Genomic DNA, 17,665 nt, shown 5'->3' with positions numbered 1-17,665 from the left:
TGAGAGCGGATGGCCTTCACATGGGCGAGTTGATCCTGATCCGGCACGGCGAGACCGAGTGGTCCCGCAACGGACAGCACACAAGCCACACCGACCTGCCCCTGACACCCCTGGGTGAGCGCCAGGCCCGCGCCCTCGCACCCCTGCTCGCCGACCGCGACATCGCCCTCACCCTCGTCAGCCCTTCGGTACGCGCCCGGCGCACCGCCGAACTCGCCGGGCTGGCCGCACCCCGCATCACCCCCGAGCTGCGCGAGTGGGACTACGGCGCGTACGAGGGCATCACCACGCGCGAGATCCGCCGCACCCGTCCCAGCTGGAACCTCTGGACCGACGGCGTCGCCCCCGGCCCCGACGCCCACCCCGGCGAGACCCCGGCGGAGGTCGGCGAACGGGCCGACCGGGTACTGGCCGAGGTCGGGGAAGCCGCCGCGCGGGCGGGTGACGAGGACATCGTGCTCGTCGCCCACTCCCACTTCCTGCGTGTCCTGACAGCCCGCTATCTCGGCCTCACCCCGGCCGAGGGCAAGCTCTTCCAGCTCGCCACGGGCGCCGTGTCCCGCGTCGGCACGGAGCACGGGCAGCCGGTGATCACGGCCTGGAACGTGACCCTGCCGGAGAGCCTGTTCCCCACGGCCGTTCCGGAGATCCCCGAACACGCCTGAGCGCACCCGGGGGCGAGCGTCAGAGCCGGCCGTCTCTGAGCGCCGCCACGAAGGGCGCCCAGCAGCCCGTCGTGAACGTGATGGCCGGACCGCCGGGGGCGGCCTTGCTGTCGCGGACGGGGACGATGCCGGGGAGGTTGCCGGCGATCTCCACGCAGTCACCGCCGTCCCCGTTGCTGTACGACGACGTACGCCAGGCAGCGGTGCTCAGGTCAGGTGTGGTGCTCATGGCGTCGCGAACTCCTTCGCCGCCGAGACGATCCGGTCCAGGGATGCCTCCGGCGACAGAGCGGCAGCCCTGGCCAGATCGTATGCGGCGCTGTACTGGGCCACCAGCAGCGGTTCTTCGACGAGTTGACCGCTGTAGGCGCTTTCGGTGTACACGATGGCCGGAGCGTCGGTGAACCGCATCAGGAGCATGGACGCGTGCAGGAAGGGATGTGCCCCGGCGGAGAAGGGGAGTACCTGCGTCACCACGCGCGGGCGCGAAGCCGTCTGCTCGGCAAGGTGGTTGAGCTGCTCACCCATGACCGACGCGCCTCCGACCGGCACGAGCAGGGCGGCCTCGTGAATCATGGCCCACAGCACAGGCGCATCGGGCGAGTCGAGGAGATGAGCACGCTCCATGCGGGTGGTGACGTGCCCTTCGATGACTTCTGCGGCGGCGAAGGGATGCGCGGCCCGAGTGAGTGCCCGTGCGTAGCAGGCGGTCTGCAACAGGCCCGGGACGAGCATCGCCGTATAGCTGTCGATGGAGGACGCGTGCCCCTGGAGTTCGACGGCGTCCGCGAAGTACCCCGCCACCTTCGACTTCTGCGCCAGCCGGCACACCCGCTGAAGGTGCTCGCCGCTCCCCAGCAACTCGTCCAGCGCCCGGGACATCTCCAACTGCGGCCGGCGCGTCGCCGCCTCGAACTGGCCGATGTACGAGCCGGAGCAGAAGACCCGCTCACCCAACTCGCCCTGCGACAGTCCGGCCACCTCGCGCAGACGGCGTAACTCGGCGCCGTAGAAGGCGCGGGCGTCGGTGTACGGGTCCAGGTCCTTCGGCTGCGGCATGCCACGGAATGTAGCGGTTGCCCAGCGCCCCGCGCCTCCGAACGGCGCCCAGCCACCCGCACGAGTGGCCCCCCGAGAACGCGCCCGGCCGGCGCCCCCGCGAGAGGCACCGGCCGGTCGTGACGCGCGCGGGATCAGGAGATCAGCTCCACCTCCGCGAGCGTCGCCTCACCGTCGAGCACCAGGCGGTAATGCGCGTACAAGCCCCGCGCGTTCACCGAGAAGGCCCGCGTCTGCTTGTTCCAGGCGAACGACTGGCCGGACCGCTTGTCGAGGTCCTTCCAACTCGTGCCGTCCGACGAGCCCTGCAGCACCCAGCCGCCCGGGGCCTTGGCCGCCTCGCCCGAGGTCAGCGTGTACTGGACCGCGTTCGTCGCCGAGGGGAGCGGCAGCTCCACCGTGGAGACGGTGGCCGAGGTGGCCGAGGTGTTGTCGAACAGCGCGCCCGCGCCCTTGAGCACGTCCTTCTGCGGCGACGGCACCTTGTCGTCCTTCGTGATCGAGACCGGGGCGGCGTCCTTCCCCGTGCCCCAGGCCGACGGCTTCGCGCCCATGTCGAACTCGAGCACCCCGCCCTTGGCCAGCAGGTCGTGCGGCAGCGAGGTGGAGGTCCACTTCTTGCCGTTGACCTTCAGGCCCTGCACGTAGATGTTCTTCGCACTGTTCTTCGGAGCCTTGACGACCAGGTCGTGGCCGTTCTCCAGGTGCACGGTGGTCTTCGTGAACAGCGGGGAGCCGATCGCGTACTCGCCACTGCCCATGACCAGCGGGTAGAAGCCGAGGGAGGAGAAGAGGAACCAGGCCGACTGCTCGCCGTTGTCCTCGTCGCCGTGGTAGCCCTGGCCGATCTCGCTGCCCGTGTACAGACGGCCGAGGACCTCGCGGACCTTCTCCTGCGTCTTGTACGGCTGCGAGGCCGCGTCGTACATGTACGTGACGTGGTGCGCGACCTGGTTGCTGTGCCCGTACTGGCCCATCCGCACATCACGGGCCTCCGTCATCTCGTGGATGACGCCGCCGTACGAACCGACGTACTCCGGGCCCGCCGTCTCGGGGGTCGAGAAGTACGTGTCCAGCTTCTTGGCCAGACCGTCCCGGCCGCCGTACAGGTTGGCGAGGCCCTTGCTGTCCTGCGGGGCGGTGAAGGCGTAGCCCCAGCCGTTGGTCTCCGTGTAGTCGTAGCCCCAGACCTTCGGGTCGTACTGCTCGGAGGGAAGCCGCCAGTCGCCCTTGGCGTCCCTGCCCTGGAAGAATCCGGCCTTGTCGTCGAACAGCTCGACGTAGTTGCGGGCCCGGTTCAGGAAGTAGGCGGACTCGTCCTTGTAGTGCTGCTTGTGCGTCTTCTTGTAGAGCGCCTGGCCCATCTGCGCGATGCCGTAGTCGTTGAGGTAACCCTCCAGCGACCAGGAAAGGCCCTCGTGGGTCGAGGTGTTGGCGTACCCGGCGAACGGAGACGTCTCCATGCCCTTGCGGCCGACGCCCGAGGTCGGCGGGACGACGGTGGCGTTCTTCAGGGCCGCGTCGTACGCCGCCTCGGCGTCGAACTTCACGCCCTTGACGTACGCGTCGGCGAACGCGACGTCCGAGGAGGTGCCGGTCATCAGGTCCGCGTAGCCGGGGGAGGACCAGCGGGAGATCCAGCCGCCGTCCTTGTACTGCTGGACGAAGCCGTCGACCATCTCGCCGGCCTTCTTGGGCGTGAGGAAGGAGTACGCCGGCCATGTCGTCCGGTAGGTGTCCCAGAAGCCGTTGTTGACGTACACCTTGCCGTCGACGATCTTCGCGCCGGTGTGCGTCGGGGTGTCCGAGCCGACCTGCGGGGAGAAGGGGGAGGCGTACTGGTCCTTGCCGCCGACCTTCTCGAAGCCCGAGTTCGGGTAGAGGTAGAGGCGGTACAGGCTGGAGTACAGCGTGGTCAGCTGGTCGGCGGACGCGCCTTCGACCTCGACCTTGCCCAGCAGGCCGTCCCAGGCGTCCTGCGCCTGGTCCTCGACGCGGGCGAAGGAGCGCGAGGCGGGGATCTCGGCGGCGAGGTTCTGCTTCGCCTGGTCGATGCTGATCAGCGAGGTCGCCAGCCGGAGGTTGACGGTGCGGTCCTTGCCCGCGTCGAAGCGCAGGAAGCCCGTGACGTCCGCGCCGCCACCGCCGGAGAGCTTGCCGCTGTCGGTGACGGGCGCGTCGAAGACGCCGTACACGAACAGCCGGGTGGCGCCGGTCGAGCCGCCGCTCTTCACGTCGGAGAAGCCCGTGAAGGAGCTCGTCTCCGGGTCGAGGGTCAGCCCGCCGTCGTTGGAGACGTTGTCGAAGACCATGCTCGCGTCGTCACCGGGGTAGGTGAACCGCATCCGTGCCGCGTGGTCGGTCGGAGTCATCTCGGCCTTGAGACCGTTCTCGAACGTCACCCCGTAGTAGTGGGGCCTCGCCGTCTCGTTCTCGTGCCTGAACGGCAGCGCGCGCGCCGTGCGCGAGGCGTCCGGGGTGCCGGAGGCCGCCGACGGCATCAGCTGGAAGGTCTGCCGGTCGCCCATCCAGGGGCTCGGCTCATGGCTGGCGCTGAAGGCCTGCAGGGTGGGCAGGTTGTCGTCGTTGTTGCCGCGCGCGTAGTCGTACAGCCAGCTGGTCGATCCGGCGTTGGTGACCGGCGTCCAGAAGTTGAAGCCGTTGGGGACCGCGGTGGCGGGGAAGTTGTTGCCCCGGGAGAAGCCGCCGCTGGAGTTGGTGCCGCGCACGGTCGAGGCGTAGTCCGAGAGGTGCGCCTTGCGCTTCTCGGGCGCCTTGGGAGCGATCTTGACGTCGTCGATCCAGCCCTGGAACTTCGACGGCCCCTTGGGGGAGTCGTACGCGACCAGGATCCGGTCGACGGTCTTGCCGGCCGCGACCGCGCCGATCCGCGCGTCGACCTTGTTCCACTGGTTGACGTACAGCCGCTTGGCGTCCGCCTGGCCCGAGGGCGTCAGCAGGCCCCCGTTGGTGTCGGTGGCGCGCAGATCGCTGAGGTAGGTGCCGTCCGTGAAAGCGAGGTCCACCGCGACATGCGTGGCCGGGTAGGACAGATCCGTCTGGCCCATCTGGGGGTACACCAGGTAGGAAAGTTCGGTGTCCCGGGTGACGGCCGTGTTGACGTCGAAGATCTTGTTGTACGAGTAGGCCCGGCCGTCCGCCTTGTGCGTACCCGCGTACCGCAGCGCCTTCTTTCCGGTGAAGCCCGCACCGGCCTTGGCGGTGGGGGAGCCGGACGGGCCGCGGTCGATCTGGCTGCGCATGTCGTCGGGGGCGGGGGCGGAGGTGTCCCCGTCGGAGAACTGGACGTCGGCGAGCTGGGTCGCGTCCGAGGCGCCGTTGTTCTTCGTGATGTCCAGGCGGAAGTGCTGGTACGCCTTGTCCGCGGTGAAGTCGTACGACTTGGTCTGGAAGCGCTCGCTGAACGCCTGGCCGGTTCGGGTGTCCAGGTCCGTCCAGGTCTTGCCGTCCTCCGAGCCCTGGAGGGTCCAGTCCTTCGGGTCCCGCTCGTCGTGGTCGTCGGCGGAGGTCAGTGCGTACGTCACGACCTTGACCGGCTCTACGAGGTCGAACTCCACCCAGGCGGTGGGCTCGAAGGACAGCCACTTCGTGCCGGACTGTCCGTCGACGAGGTTCTCCTTGACCTCGCCGCCGCCCGTGTTCTCGTCACTGGCACGGACATCGGTGACCTTGTCGGTGACATTGCCCGGTATTCCGGCGGAGAAGCCGCCATCGATCCCCGATGCCCGCTTTTTGCCGTCAGGGCCCTCTTCCACGGTATTGCGCCAGTCCGGCTGCTTTTCATCTGCTTCGAACGATGAGCTGAATGTCCCGTCACCGGTGGACTTCTGACCTTGTGCAGCCCTTTCGGCCGAGGAGGCCGCGGCGGCGGTGGGAGCTGTCACGAGGAGGACGAGGGAGGCCGCTATCAGCGCGGCCGTGCTGCTTCGTCTCGTACGAGAACCATGTCGGGGCTGCATGACGAGCCATTCCTCCCGAGGAAGTGCGCTTGGACAACGTTGTCAGTGGGGGGCGCAGGAACCAGTAGGGAGTGAAGTGGCGGTGGGTGTCAAGGGTGTTGGATCAGGGCCCGGGTTCGAATCGACCGGAATGCGGAAATCGTTACATCCGAAGGAGGCCGTGCGGTGCCGAGGTGTCCGCGAGGTCTCAACTCGGGAAAGACTGCCGCCCAAACCTGCATTCGATCTTGCTCAGTTGGCGACAAGTGGACTATACCTGTCGGCGTCTGCACAGCTTCTTTCCAACTGTGCGGTCAGGGAGACACGGGGGCAGGACACCAGGGCGCCGCAGGTGCGTCCGCTGTTCGGGTTCCCCGCGCCCCCCACTGCAATGGCTAGCCTGAAATCTGTACCACCCAAGCGCAACTGAACGCGGTGGCGGGGCCCTTCGCCTGTGGCGAATATCGACGGGCGACCGGTACACACCGCCTGAGTCCTGGAGAAGGCGAGGACTTGAGCATGGGATCCACCCTCGGCGTAGGCCATCGCAGTCTGATCAGGAGCGTCGATCACCGCGCCATACACCTCGCAGCTGATCACCATCGGCGCCGTTGAGCGGCCCGAAACGACGGCGAATCACCCCGGGTGTGCCTCTCCGTCGATATCCCGCGCGGAGACTCATCCGAAGTCGCGCTCACTGAGAAGTGCGGCAAGCGCGTCGCCCACGTGGCCCTGGGGGCCGCACACGCAGTGAAACCCATCAAGATCGAATCGATCAGTGAGGATGCAGAGATGACGACTCGTATCGGGTCTCTTGACAGGCGGACGTTCCTGAGGGGGGCGATCGCGGCAGCGGCAGTCGCATCGATGGCGACTGCGTGCAGCTCTCCCTCCTCCGAAGGCGGTGGTCAGGGCGGCACGAAGGGCGAGACCTCGGCCAAGAACCCGTTCGGTGTCGCCAAGAACTCCAAGGTCGAAGCCTGCATCTTCAACGGCGGCTACGGCACTGACTATGTCGGTTACGCCAACAAGGTCATGGGCAGTCAGATCGCCGGCGTCACCGTCCAGGTCAAGCCGGTCGTCGACATCGCCCCGGAGCTCCAGCCCCGGTTCGTCGGAGGCAACCCGCCGGACCTCATCGACAACTCCGGTGAGGACCAGATCGGCTTCCTCAGCATTCTCGACCAGCTTGAGACGCTGGATGACGTATTCGAGGCCAATAACTACGAGGGCAAGAAGATCGCCGACACGGTCTACGCCGGCGTCAAGGATCCCGGAACGTTCAACGGCAAGTTCGTCGCGCTCAACTACGTGATGACGGTGTACGGCGTCTGGTACTCGAAGTCGCTGTTCGCGGCGAACGGCTGGACCGCGCCGAAGACCTGGGACGAGGCGTACGAGCTCGGCAAGAAGGCCAAGGCGAAGGGCAAGTACCTCTTCGTCCACGGCAAGGAAGCCGCGACGTACTACCAGACGCTGGTCATCGACTCCGCGATCAAGGAGGGCGGCGACGAGGTCCGGATCTCCCTCGAGAAGCTGGAGGCGGACTCCTGGTCGCAGAAGCCCATCCAGGACATCTTCAAGATCATGGAGAAGATGGTCAAGGAGGGCATGTTCGTCCCCGGCGGCTCCGGCACCCAGTTCCAGAAGGCGCAGGCGTCCTGGAGCAACGACCAGAAGGCTCTGCTCTACCCGACCGGTGGCTGGATCGAGAACGAGATGAAGAAGGCCACCAAGGCCGACTTCCAGATGACCGGTTTCCCGGAGATGGTGCTCAGCGCCAGTCCGAAGATGCCCTACGAGGCGGTTCGTGCTGCCGCGGGTGAGCCGTTCATCGTTCCCAAGAAGGCCAAGAACGCGGCCGGCGGCAAGGAGGTCCTGCGGGCGATGCTGTCCAAGGAGGCTGCCTCCAACTTCTCCAAGACGAAGCTGGCCCCGACCATCGTCAAGGACACCGTGCCCGCCGACGGCTATGGATCCACGGCGCTGGTCTCGCAGTCGAAGATGCTCGCCGACGCGGGCGAGAACATCTTCGACTACAAGTTCGTCAACGCATACGGGATCAACACCGACATGCTGGTGCCGTGGAACTCGTTCCTCGCCGGTGACCTTGACGCCGCGGGCCTGACCAAGGCGCTGCAGAAGATCTCCGACAAGATCCGGAACGACGACTCCATTCAGAAGTTCGAGGTCAGCTAGCATCACCATGAGTGACATGATCACCAAACCCGAGACCGCGAGCGGCCGGTCGACACCGGCCGCTCGCGGCGGGCGTCCCCGACGCCGCAAGCTCACCTTCGACCGGGTGACGTTCTTCCTCGCGTTCCTCGGTGTCCCGTTGGCCGTCTTCGTGACCTTCGTCCTGATCCCGTTCGTTCAGGCGATCTTCTGGGCCATGACCGACTGGCGCGGCTTCAGTCCGGACTACAAGTTCATCGGGCTGGACAACTTCACCAAGATGTTCCAGGACGACGTCTTCATGAAGGCGTTGCGCAATGTCGCGTTGCTGGCGGCCTTCGTGCCGTTGGTGACGTTGACGCTCGCCCTCGGGGTCGCGGTGGCCATCACCCTGGGTGGTCCCAGCAAGGGTCCTGTCCGAGGAATCCGGGGAGCGTCGTTCTACCGAGTCGTCTCGTTCTTCCCCTACGTCGTGCCGGCGATTATCGTCGGCCTGATCTGGGCGCAGATGTTCGACCCGAATGCCGGCCTGCTCAACGGCATGCTCACCAAGCTCGGGCTGGGCGGGTTCAAGGAGTTCGCCTGGCTGGGTGAAGAGTCGACGGCGATGCCGGCCCTGATGTTCGTCTTCGTCTGGGGCCTCGTCGGGTTCTACGCGGTGCTCTTCATCGCTGCGATCAAGGGAGTTCCTGCCGAGCTGTACGAGGCGGCCAAGATCGACGGGGCCGGCCGGTTCCGCACAACGATCTCGATCACCCTGCCCGCGATCCGGGACACTGTGCAGACGGCGTACATCTACCTGGGCATCGCCGCGCTGGACGCGTTCGTCTACGTACAGGCGCTGTTGCCGAACGGTGGACCGAACAACTCGACCCTGACGATCAGCCAGCGACTGTTCAATGTCGCCTTCCGCCAGGGGCAGTTCGGTTATGCCACCGCGATGGGGGTCGTCCTCGCCGTTGTCACCCTGGTGTTCGCGTTGCTGGTGTTCACCGTCAATCGCCTGACCGGCGGTGGCGAGGACAAGAAGAAAGCGCGTGGGTCCAAGGCTCGGCGTGCGGGAGCCAAGGGAGGTGCTCAGTGAGCGCCGTAACCGCAGACCGGAAGCTGGCGAGAGGCGCCGCAGGCAGTGACCGCAGGTTTGCGGTGTTCTCGCACTTCTTGCTGATCCTTTGGTCCGTGATCGTGATCGTGCCCATGTTGTGGGTGCTGATGTCGTCGTTCAAGTCGACCGGCGAGATTCTTTCGTCGCCGTTCACGCTGCCGGATCACTGGAGGCTCGAGAACTACTCGCACGCGTGGAGCGACGCGAGCATCGGGAAGTACTTCCTGAACTCGGTGGTCATCGTTGTCTCCGCGCTGTTCCTGGTGATGTTGTTGGGCTCGATGTGCGCCTATATCCTGGCGCGGTTCGAGTTCCCCGGACGCCGGCTGATCTACTACGTGATGCTGGCGGGGTTGACCTTCCCGGTATTCCTGGCGATCGTGCCGCTGTTCTTCCAGCTGCAGAACCTCGGGTTGCTGAACACGCGTCTGGGATTGATCCTCACCTACGTCGCTTTCGCGCTGCCGTTCACGATGTTCTTCCTCTATTCGTTCTTCCGGTCACTGCCGCATGACGTCTACGAGGCCGCGTTGATCGACGGTGCCGGTGACTGGCGGGCGTTCTTCCAGGTAATGCTGCCGATGGCCAGTCCGGGCATGGCCGCGGTGGCGATCTTCAACTTCCTGGGGCTGTGGAACCAGTTCCTGCTGCCGGTGGCGCTCAACACCGATCAGAACAAGTGGGTCCTGACTCAGGGAATGGCCGCCTACGCGTCCTCGCAGGTTTACGACGTCGACTACGGTGCGCTGTTCGCGGCGATCGTGATTACGGTGGTGCCCGTACTGGCCGTCTACGTCATCTTCCAGCGCCGGATCGCCGGTTCGGTGTCGCAGGGCACCTTCCGCTGACACCTGCTGTCCGACAGACCAAGTGCCCCGGCGGATTTCTCCGCCGGGGCACTTCGTCGTGCGGATCAGGACGAGGTTCCGGATTCCGGCTCGGGCGGGAGGCGGCGAAGGCCGTCGTACACACTCTGGCGCAGCCGGACAGCAGGGGCTCCGGGGCTGCTCGGGGAACTGGTCACCGCTGAACTGCTCGGCTCACCGCAACCTTTTCGTGACCTGAACGATCAGGTGATCGCTCGGGTGGAGCGCGCTCAGAGCGCCCCGAAGTCGCTGACCGGCCTGGCTCCGGCCGTGAACAGGGCGGCCGAGGCGGGCGACCCGAAGGCGTTGGAGATCAAACGAGGAGGAGCGCGTCGCCTCGTCGCCACAGCAGCACGCGTGCACCGCGCCGAGGGCCCGATCGTGCTCGCCGGATCCGTGCCGACCAGCGAAGGGATCCTTCGCTCGGCGGTAAGGGAACCTCTTGCCGCGAGGGGGACGGACCGATCCGTTCGGCGGGAAGCGGCGCCGGGGCGGCCGCGTGGACGGCGGCGGGCGAGGTTGTGAACCCAGCGGAGGCGGCCGTGCACGCCTCACTGCACCCAGAATTTACCGGCGGCAACCCGTCCGTATGGCTTCTGCGCCCGTCGCGTCCGTCTGACCTGCGCTTCTATCTCAACTGTGCTCAGAGGGGGCACCGCTCATTGGTGCCTTCCCCTGCTCAAGGTCTTGACGGATAGGAACCCCAAAGGCTCATCTTAGAGTTCACATGTTGGAGAGAGGGCGGGGTCTCATTGCTGCGATCCCGCGCGGGGGGCGGCCGTCGTGCCGTCTGCCATAGGCGGGAGTGGATGAGTCGATGGAGACTCCGGGGTCGCAGACATCTCTGCACCGGGCCAACCTGGAGCGGGTGGTGCGGGCCGTACGTATGGCGGGTTCGCTCACCCAGGCGGAGATCGCCAGGAGCACGGGCCTCTCCGCGGCCACCGTCTCCAATATCGTTCGCGAACTGAAGGACGGCGGCACCGTCGAGGTGACGCCCACCTCGGCCGGCGGCCGACGGGCCCGCAGCGTCTCCCTCAGCGGCGACGCGGGCATCGTCATCGGCGTCGATTTCGGACATACGCACCTGCGGGTGGCGGTCGGCAACCTGGCCCATCAGGTGCTCGCCGAGGAGTCCGAGCCGCTGGACGTGGACGCCTCGTCGGCCGAGGGCTTCGGACGGGCGGAAGCGCTGGTCAACCGGCTGATCGAGACCACCGGGATCAGTCCCGGCAAGGTCATCGGGGTGGGCCTCGGTGTACCCGGCCCGATCGACGTCGAGTCCGGCACGCTGGGCTCGACGTCGATCCTGCCGGGGTGGACGGGCATCAACCCCAGCGAGGAACTCGGCGGACGTCTCGGCGTGCCGGTGTACGTCGACAACGACGCCAACCTCGGGGCGCTGGGCGAGCTGGTGTGGGGGAGCGGCCGCGGGGTCCGCGACCTCGCCTACATCAAGGTCGCCAGCGGTGTGGGCGCCGGTCTGGTGATCGACGGGCACATCTACCGGGGGCCCGGCGGAACGGCCGGCGAGATCGGCCACATCACCCTCGACGAATCGGGCCCGGTCTGCCGTTGCGGCAACCGCGGGTGCCTGGAGACCTTCGCGGCCGCGCGCTACGTCCTGCCCCTGCTCAGGCCCAGCCACGGGCCCGATCTCACCATGGAGCGGGTGGTCCAGCTGGCCCGTGAGGGCGACCCGGGCTGCCGCCGGGTGATCGGCGACGTCGGACGGCACATCGGCAGCGGCGTGGCCAACCTGTGCAACCTGCTCAACCCGAGCCGCGTGGTGCTCGGCGGATCGCTCGCGGAGGCCGGCGAACTGGTCCTCGGGCCGATCCGCGACTCCGTGTCGCGCTACGCCATCCCCAGCGCCGCACGACAGCTCTCGGTGCTCCCCGGAGCCCTCGGCGGGCGGGCGGAGGTGCTGGGCGCGCTGGCTCTCGTACTCAACGAAATGGGCGATTCGTCCCTTTTGGAGAGCACTCTCCCCGCAGCGACCCCTGCCTTCACTTAGATAACGAATGGCACCGTTGTCATCTCGTTAAGGATTTACTCCTTGACGCCGCTCTCGCGGCCGAGTTGACTTCCAGCCACCTCGGCCGCAACGCTGCGGCCTCGTCAGGGAGGCACACCCGCAATGAACGCAATGACGCGACGCATCGTCATAGGCACGGCCGCCGTTTCGATGGCCGTCTCCCTCGCCGCTTGTGGCAAGGCCGGCGACGACAAGAAGGACTCGGCGGACTCGGGCAGCAAGACCAAGATCGGTCTGCTGCTCCCGGAGAACAAGACCGCTCGCTACGAGACGCTGGACAAGCCGCTGTTCATCGAAGCGGTCAAGAAGGACTGCGCGGACTGCGAGGTCGTCTACAACAACGCGGGCGGTGACGTCGGCCAGCAGAAGCAGCAGTTCGAGCAGCAGATCGCCGACGGCATCAAGGTCATCGCGATCTCCTCCGTCGACTCCGAGAAGTCCGCCGGGTGGATCGCCGACGCGCACAAGAAGGGCGTCAAGGTCGTCGCGTACGACCGCGCCATCGTCGGTGCCGACGCCTACGTCAGCCACGACAACGAGAAGATCGGCAAGCTCCAGGGCCAGGCCGTCCTCGACGCCCTCGGCTCCAAGGCGGCCACCGCCAACCTCGTCATGATCAACGGTGACGAGAAGGACCCGAACGCCGGCCTGTTCAAGAAGGGCGCTCACGCGTCCCTCGACGGCAAGGTCAAGATCGCCTACGAGGCGTCCGGCGAGTGGGACCCGAAGATCGCCGGCGAGAAGATGACCGCCGCCATCTCCTCGGTCGGCAAGGGCAAGATCAACGCCGTCTACTCCGCCAACGACGGCATGGCGGGCGGCATCATCACGTCGCTGGACAACGCCGGCATCAAGGACATCCCGGTGGGTGGCCAGGACGCCGAGCTCCCCGGTGTCCAGCGGATCATCGCCGGCACGCAGACCTTCACGATCTACAAGTCGCCGAAGCAGCTCGCCCCGACGGCCGCCCAGTTCGCCGTCAACCTGCTCCAGGGCAAGGACATCGGCGCCGCGGGCGAGACGGACGGCGTTCCGTCCACGCTGCTCGAGCCGACCGTGGTGAACAAGGACAACATCCAGTCCACCGTGGTCAAGGACGGCATCTACAAGGCCGCCGACATCTGCGTCGCGGACATCGCCGCCAAGTGCACCGCACTGGGCATCAAGTAGTCCCTCCTCGCGCCGGGGCCTCGCGGCCCCGGCGCGTACGGGTGTGATCCGCCGCATCGCGGAGTCCGCCCACCCCATGACTGTCCGGCATCCGGCCGGCCCAATACCCCGCTGCCGGCCGGGTGCCGGACATTCCTTTTCCCCAGTACTTCCAGTACGTCGACGCTGCCCCTCGTGGCGCGGCGTCTCCGCCGGTCAGGCGGTACATCCCCGCCGGTCAGGCGGCGAAGGAGATGGTTCACGTGTCACAGACGCCCGTGCTGGCGTTGCGTGGAGTCTTCAAGCGATTCGGAGCGGTCCAGGTCCTCTCCGGTGTCGATCTCGAAGTCCACGCCGGAGAAGTGGTCGCCCTGGTCGGCGACAACGGCGCAGGAAAGTCCACGCTGGTCAAGACGATCGCCGGCGTTCACCCCATCGATGAGGGCGTCATCGAGTGGGAGGGCGAGAAGGTGGACATCAACCGTCCGCACGACGCCCAGAACCTCGGCGTCGCCACCGTCTACCAGGACCTCGCGCTCTGCGACAACCTGGACGTCGTCGCCAACCTCTTCCTCGGTCGCGAGATCAAGAAGGGCGGCGTCCTCGACGAGGTCGCCATGGAGAAGCGGGCCCAGGACCTCCTGTCCACCCTCTCCATCCGTATCCCCAGCGTCCGTATCCCGGTCGCCGCGCTCTCCGGCGGCCAGCGCCAGGTCGTGGCCATCGCCCGTGCCCTGGTCGGCAACCCCAAGATCGTGATCCTGGACGAGCCCACCGCGGCCCTCGGTGTCGAGCAGACCGCACAGGTCCTCGACCTGGTGGAGCGGCTGCGCGAGCAGAACCTCGGCGTCATCCTCATCAGCCACAACATGGCCGATGTGAAGGCCGTCGCCGACAAGGTCGCCGTGCTGCGACTCGGCCACAACAACGGCATCTTCCCGGTGGCGACGACCAGCCACGAAGAAATCATCGCCGCGATCACGGGCGCCACCGACAACGCCGTGACCCGCCGCAAGTCCCGCAGCGCGGAGGCATCCAAGTGAGCAACATCAACGAGACTCCGGCCAAGGTCCCGGCCCAGGCGGAGGCCCCCGAGGCTCCCGCGGCAGCGGCCGGCGCGGTCAAGGTCGTCGACCCCCGCCTGCTCGTCCGCGAGCAGGGCTTCAAGGGCTACTGGACCGAGTTCAAGCGCAAGGTCCGCTCGGGCGAGATCGGCTCGCTGCCTGTCGTCGTGGGCCTGATCATCATCGGGATCGTCTTCCAGCTCGAGACCGGCAACTTCCTCACCTCGTACAACCTCGACCAGATCACGCTGTACGCGGCGGGCCCCGGCATCATGGCCGTGGGCATCGTCTTCGTACTGCTGCTCGGCGAGATCGACCTCGCGGTCGGTTCCGTCGCGGGTCTCGCGGGTGCGGTGTGGGCCGTGCTCGGCACGGACATGCCGGACGCCCTCGCCATCGTGCTCGGCATCCTGTCCGGCACGGTCATCGGCGCCTTCCACGGCATCGTCTTCGCCAAGATCGGCGTGCCCGCGTTCGTCGTGACGCTGGCAGGCTTCCTGGGCTGGGCCGGTCTGCAGACCTATGTGATGGGCGAGAAGTCCACCATCACCACCCCGCTCGGCAGCTTCGTCCGCGACCTGACCAGCTACTACTTCGCCGACGTCGCCGCCGCCTACGGTCTCGCCGTGTTCGTGATCGTCGCCTTCTACCTCGCGCAGCTGCGCGACTCGAAGCGCCGCAAGGCCGCAGAGCTGCCGCACCGCCCGCAGAGCGAGATCATCCTGCGTACCGTGCTGCTCGCCGTCCTGTGCCTGCTGGCCGCGTACGCGTTCAACCAGGAGCAGGGCCTTCCGCTCTCCCTGGTGATCTTCCTCGCGATCCTCGTCGTCACGGACTTCGTTCTGCGCCGCACCACTTACGGCCGTCAGGTCTTCGCGGTCGGCGGTGGCATCGAGGCAGCGCGTCGTGCCGGTATCAACGTGTCCTGGATCCGCATCTCGGTGTTCATGATCTCCGGCACGCTCGGTGCGGTCGGCGGTCTCTTCCTGGCCTCCGCGACCGGCGGCGCCGACCGTTCGCTCGGTGGCGGCAACCAGCTCATGATGTGCATCGCGGCAGCCGTCATCGGCGGTACGTCCCTGTTCGGCGGACGCGGCAAGGTCTGGTCCGCACTGCTGGGCATCCTGGTCATCCAGTCGATCGTCCAGGGCCTCAACCAGATGAACCTGTCGTCGAACGCGATCCAGTACATGATCACCGGTGGAGTCCTCCTCATCGCCGTGATCATCGACTCGGTCTCGCGCAAGACCCAGAAGACCGCGGGCCGCGCCTGACCACGGCACCGGCAGTACGTGCCCGGCACCCCTTCCCGGGGTGCCGGGCACTGTCACGTACCGGCGCGCGGTGGGGCAGCACACGCCCCGCCCGATGTCCGCGGGGGCGGGCGGAACATTAGACTCATCGGATCGGCATGCTCGACCAGCACAATCGCAAGGAGGCACGGTGACACAGCCGCGCGAAGCGCGTCAGGCACGGGCGGTGGCGGGCGACGGATGGGATCTGCTGTCGCGCATCGGCGGACCGCGTGACCTGGACCGGCTCACCCCCGAGCAGCTGGAGCAGCTGGCCGAAGAGATCCGGACCTTCCTCGTCGACGCCGTCTCCAAGACCGGCGGCCACCTGGGACCCAACCTCGGCGTGGTCGAGCTGACCATCGCCCTGCACCGGGTCTTCGACTCGCCGAAGGACAAGGTCCTCTTCGACACCGGCCACCAGAGCTATGTGCACAAACTCCTCACCGGCCGCCAGGACTTCTCGAAGCTCAAGAGCAAGGGCGGCCTCTCCGGCTATCCCTCGCGCGCCGAGTCCGCTCACGACATCATCGAGAACTCGCACGCCTCCACCGTGCTCGGCTGGGCCGACGGCCTCGCCAAGGCCAACGAGGTGCTGGGCAAGGACGACCACGTCGTCGCCGTCATCGGTGACGGAGCGCTCACCGGCGGTATGGCCTGGGAAGCGCTGAACAACATCGCCGCCGCCAAGGACCGCCCCCTCGTCATCGTCGTCAACGACAACGAGCGCTCCTACGCCCCCACCATCGGCGGCCTCGCCAACCATCTGGCGACCCTGCGCACCACGGACGGCTACGAGCGCTTCCTGGCCCGCGGCAAGGACCTCCTGGAGCGCACCCCCGTCGTCGGGAGGCCGCTGTACGAGACCCTGCACGGCGCCAAGAAGGGCCTCAAGGACTTCATCGCGCCGCAGGGCATGTTCGAGGACCTCGGGCTGAAGTACGTCGGCCCGATCGACGGCCACGACCTGGAGGCCCTGGAGTCGGCGCTCCAGCGCGCCAAGCGCTTCGGCGGGCCCGTCATCGTGCACTGCCTCACGGAGAAGGGCCGCGGCTACACCCCGGCCCTGCTGGACGAGGCCGACCGCTTCCACGCCGTCGGCAAGATCCACCCCGACACAGGCCTGCCCGTCGCCACCTCCGGCCTCGACTGGACCTCCGTGTTCGGCGAGGAGATGGTCAAGCTCGGCAAGGAGCGCGAGGACATCGTCGCGATCACCGCGGCCATGCTCCAGCCGGTCGGCCTGACCAAGTTCGAGAAGGCCTTCCCGGACCGGATCTACGACGTCGGCATCGCCGAGCAGCACGGCGCGGTCTCCGCGGCGGGCCTCGCCACCGGCGGTCTGCACCCCGTCTTCGCGGTGTACGCCACCTTCCTCAACCGCGCCTTCGACCAGGTCCTGATGGACGTCGCCCTGCACAAGTGCGGTGTGACCTTCGTCCTGGACCGGGCCGGTGTCACCGGTACGGACGGCGCCTCGCACAACGGCATGTGGGACATGTCGATCCTGCAGTGCGTGCCGACGCTGCGGATCGCCGCCCCGCGCGACGCCGACCAGGTCCGCGCCCAGCTGCGCGAGGCCGTCGAGGTCGACGACGCGCCGACGGTCGTCCGCTTCTCCAAGGGCGCGGTCGGCCCGTCGGTCAAGGCCGTCGGCACGGTCGGCGGCATGGACGTGCTCCGCGAGCCGGCCGCCGAGCGGCCGGACGTCCTGCTCGTCTCCATCGGGGCGCTGGCCCCGATGTGCCTGGAGATCGCGGACCTGCTCGACGCCCAGGGCATCTCGACCACGGTCGTCGACCCGCGCTGGGTCAAGCCCGTGGACGAGGCCATGGCCCCGCTCGCGGCGAAGCACCGGGTCGTCGTCACCGTCGAGGACAACAGCAGGGCCGGCGGCGTCGGCTCCGCGGTCGCCCAGGCGCTGCGCGACGCCGACGTCGACGTACCACTGCGGGACTTCGGCATCCCGCCGGTCTTCCTCGACCACGCCTCCCGCAAGGAGGTCATGGCCGAGATCGGGCTGACCGCGCCGGACATCGCCCGTCAGGTCACCGGTCTGGTCGCCCGGCTGGACGGCCGGTACGAGACCGAGGCGGAGAGCCGCTCCGTGGTGGAGCCCGTCCGGGACTGATCCGTACCACCGCGACCACCGCACGGCTGATTGGGCCGGTTGCCCACCCTCTTCGGGTGGCGCGACCGGCCCATTCGCGTGAATTCCGGCGGCGGACGGGTGCTGCGGACGGCCGGGGGGTGAACGGGTCCCGATCATGGCGTCCACGACGAGTGCGTG

12 protein-coding genes are annotated in these 17,665 nt (G+C 67.4%); 9 read left to right on the top strand and 3 right to left on the bottom strand.

What is annotated here, in order from left to right:
• Window positions 1-20: 20 nt before the first annotated feature.
• On the top strand, window positions 21-665 hold the full coding sequence (locus ABTX18_RS27695) for a histidine phosphatase family protein (protein ID WP_352125473.1): 645 nt from the start codon (window positions 21-23) through the stop codon (window positions 663-665).
• A 19-nt stretch (window positions 666-684) separates the two neighbouring features.
• On the opposite strand, the gene ABTX18_RS27690 is transcribed toward ABTX18_RS27695, so the two are convergent.
• The 3 genes from ABTX18_RS27690 to ABTX18_RS27680 all read right to left on the bottom strand — a co-directional run bounded on the left by ABTX18_RS27690 (window position 685) and on the right by ABTX18_RS27680 (window position 5,704).
• The gene (locus tag ABTX18_RS27690) at window positions 685-894 is read right to left on the bottom strand and encodes a DUF397 domain-containing protein (RefSeq protein ID WP_352125472.1); all 210 of its coding nucleotides are present in this window, start codon (window positions 892-894) and stop codon (window positions 685-687) included.
• Entirely contained in the window at window positions 891-1,724 is an 834-nt protein-coding gene (locus ABTX18_RS27685) for a helix-turn-helix domain-containing protein (protein WP_352125471.1), read from the bottom strand. Before ABTX18_RS27685 ends, ABTX18_RS27690 begins: the two co-directional genes overlap by 4 nt.
• Window positions 1,725-1,858: 134 nt before the next feature.
• Entirely contained in the window at window positions 1,859-5,704 is a 3,846-nt protein-coding gene (locus tag ABTX18_RS27680) for a GH92 family glycosyl hydrolase (RefSeq protein ID WP_352125470.1), read from the bottom strand.
• An 846-nt stretch (window positions 5,705-6,550) separates the two neighbouring features.
• On the opposite strand from ABTX18_RS27680, the gene ngcE reads away from it, so the two are divergent.
• From ngcE to dxs, 8 genes are all read left to right on the top strand, one after another.
• A complete protein-coding gene (gene ngcE, locus ABTX18_RS27670) occupies window positions 6,551-7,882 on the top strand; it encodes an N-acetylglucosamine/diacetylchitobiose ABC transporter substrate-binding protein (protein ID WP_352125468.1) in 1,332 nt (443 codons plus the stop codon).
• Window positions 7,883-7,889: 7 nt separating this feature from the next.
• The gene (locus ABTX18_RS27665) at window positions 7,890-8,945 is read left to right on the top strand and encodes a carbohydrate ABC transporter permease (RefSeq protein ID WP_352125467.1); all 1,056 of its coding nucleotides are present in this window, start codon (window positions 7,890-7,892) and stop codon (window positions 8,943-8,945) included.
• Window positions 8,942-9,814 (top strand): carbohydrate ABC transporter permease, encoded by an 873-nt coding sequence (locus tag ABTX18_RS27660; protein ID WP_352125466.1) that lies wholly within the window; start codon window positions 8,942-8,944, stop codon window positions 9,812-9,814. Before ABTX18_RS27665 ends, ABTX18_RS27660 begins: the two co-directional genes overlap by 4 nt.
• Window positions 9,815-10,649: 835 nt before the next feature.
• Entirely contained in the window at window positions 10,650-11,849 is a 1,200-nt protein-coding gene (locus ABTX18_RS27655; RefSeq protein ID WP_352125465.1) for an ROK family transcriptional regulator, read from the top strand.
• A 123-nt stretch (window positions 11,850-11,972) separates the two neighbouring features.
• A complete protein-coding gene (locus ABTX18_RS27650) occupies window positions 11,973-13,040 on the top strand; it encodes a sugar ABC transporter substrate-binding protein (RefSeq protein WP_352125464.1) in 1,068 nt (355 codons plus the stop codon).
• A gap of 233 nt (window positions 13,041-13,273) precedes the next feature.
• Window positions 13,274-14,062, top strand: coding sequence for an ATP-binding cassette domain-containing protein (locus ABTX18_RS27645; protein WP_250967024.1), 789 nt, complete (start codon window positions 13,274-13,276; stop codon window positions 14,060-14,062).
• On the top strand, window positions 14,059-15,357 hold the full coding sequence (locus tag ABTX18_RS27640) for a sugar ABC transporter permease (RefSeq protein ID WP_352125463.1): 1,299 nt from the start codon (window positions 14,059-14,061) through the stop codon (window positions 15,355-15,357). The genes ABTX18_RS27645 and ABTX18_RS27640 overlap by 4 nt, the downstream gene beginning before the upstream one ends.
• Before the next feature lie 169 nt (window positions 15,358-15,526).
• Window positions 15,527-17,506, top strand: a complete 1,980-nt coding sequence (gene dxs, locus ABTX18_RS27635; protein ID WP_352125462.1) for a 1-deoxy-D-xylulose-5-phosphate synthase — start codon at window positions 15,527-15,529, stop codon at window positions 17,504-17,506.
• Window positions 17,507-17,665 lie beyond the last annotated feature (159 nt).

The organism is Streptomyces sp. NPDC096323 (genome assembly GCF_040302845.1).
In the GTDB taxonomy this organism is placed as follows: Bacteria; Actinomycetota; Actinomycetes; order Streptomycetales; family Streptomycetaceae; genus Streptomyces.
Note: the sequence above shows the minus strand (reverse complement) of the source record. Positions and strands in the feature narration are given on the sequence as shown.